The following is a 1,752-nucleotide window of genomic DNA, read 5'->3' on the forward strand; positions in this document are numbered from 1 at the left end:
GCTCTTCACCTCGCTCGGCGTCCTGACGCCGCCGCGTGGGTGGACGGTGCCGGCCCGCCCGGCCCGGGGGTCCCGAATCCCGCCTGGAACACGACCGCTCAGGACGTGGCTGGGGGTGTGGACGCCGCCGCGTGGGCGGACGGCGCCGGCCCGCCCGGCCCGGGGGTCCCGAATCCCGCCTGGAACACGACCACTCAGGACGTGGCTGGGGGTGTGGACGCCGCCGCGTGGGCGGACGGCGAACTCGATCGGGTCATGGGCATCGTCGATGAGGTGAACCTGGATGTGTTCGCACCGGATACGGCCGGCCGCGATCCGGTGCCGGGGCCCTCCAGACGGCCGCGTAAGCGCAAGGCCGACACGGATCTGCCGGCTGTCGTCCTCCACGACCCCCGGCCCTCCAGCAAGCAGACACGGGAGAAGGACGAGCAGATCCTCGCGGGCATCAACGCCGCACCCGCAGGCAGTATCTCCGATACCGCCCGGCACATGAACATGGACCCGCAGACCCTGAATAGTTGGCTGCAACAGAGGACTTCTCAGCTGGGGCTGGACTCCGGGACGACCCAGGCGCAGACACTGCGGTATATCCGTGACCACAAGGACGCGGTCGCCGTGGGCATGATCCGGAAACGAGCCAACGACCTCGCCCCCTACGAAACCCCCTACCCCAAAATCCTGGACGAACGCGACAAGCAGGTCATCGCCACCCTCCTCCACCACCACCCCACCGGCAGCATCACCGACATCGCCAGGCACTACGGGCAACGGCAAAAGAACCTGCAGAATTGGGTGGAGAGGCTGGGAAAAAACCTGCGCGTGCCCGGCGCAGCCGGTGAGGTGGTGACGTATGTGCGGGACAACCCGGACACGGTACTTCGCCAGGCCGGGCTCGACAGCAGCGACATCACCACCCTCCCCGCCATACCCTTCGGAGTAGTCGCAGGCCTCACCCCACGCGACAAGCAGGTCATCGCCACCCTCCTCCACCACCACCCCACCGGCAGCATCACCGACATCGCCAGGCACTACGGGCAACTGGAGCAGACCCTGCACAATTGGCTGGGGGAGCTGGGACGGAGCCTGCGCGTGCCCGGCGCAGCCGGTGAGGTGATGGCGCATGTGCGGGACAACCCGGACACGGTACTTCGCCAGGCCGGGCTCGACATCAGCGACATCGCCACCCTCACCATCCCCTCCGGAGTAGTCGCAGGCCTCACCCCACGCGACAAGCAGGTCATCGCCACCCTCCTCCACCACCACCCCACCGGCAGCATCACCGACATCGCCAGGCACTACGGGCAACGGCAAAAGACCCTGCAACGTTGGGTGGAGAGGCTGCGAAAAAACCTGCGCGTGGACGTCACAGGCGCTGATGTGGTGACGTATGTGCGGGACAACCCGGACACGGTACTTCGCCAGGCCGGGCTCGACAGCAGCGACATCACCACCCTCACCATCCCCTTCGGAGAAGTCGCAGACCTCACCCCACGCGACAAGCAGGTCATCGCCACCCTCCTCCACCACCCCGCCCTCAAAATCACCGACATCGCCAAGCAGTACCAGCACCCGAGGCCCACCCTGGAGGACTGGGTGAATGGGCTGGGACGGAGCCTGCGCGTGCCCGGCACAGCCGGAGATGTGGTGAAGTATGTGCGGGACAACCGGGACGAGGTACTTGCCCAGGCCGGGCTCGGCAAAGACATCACCACACTCCCCCCTATCCCGAAAGGAAAGAAGTAGCACCCCTAC

The 1,752-nt window shown here is 66.9% G+C and carries 1 protein-coding gene; it reads left to right on the top strand.

Features of this window, described 5'->3' with window-relative positions; all coding sequences use genetic code 11:
- Window positions 1-1,743, top strand: a 1,743-nt coding sequence (locus tag AB0E14_RS39665) for a hypothetical protein (protein ID WP_362430441.1), incomplete at its 5' end; no start/stop codon positions are given.
- Between the last annotated feature and the right edge of the window lie 9 nt (window positions 1,744-1,752).

This window comes from Streptomyces sp. NPDC047981 (assembly GCF_040653315.1).
In the GTDB taxonomy this organism is placed as follows: domain Bacteria; phylum Actinomycetota; class Actinomycetes; order Streptomycetales; family Streptomycetaceae; genus Streptomyces.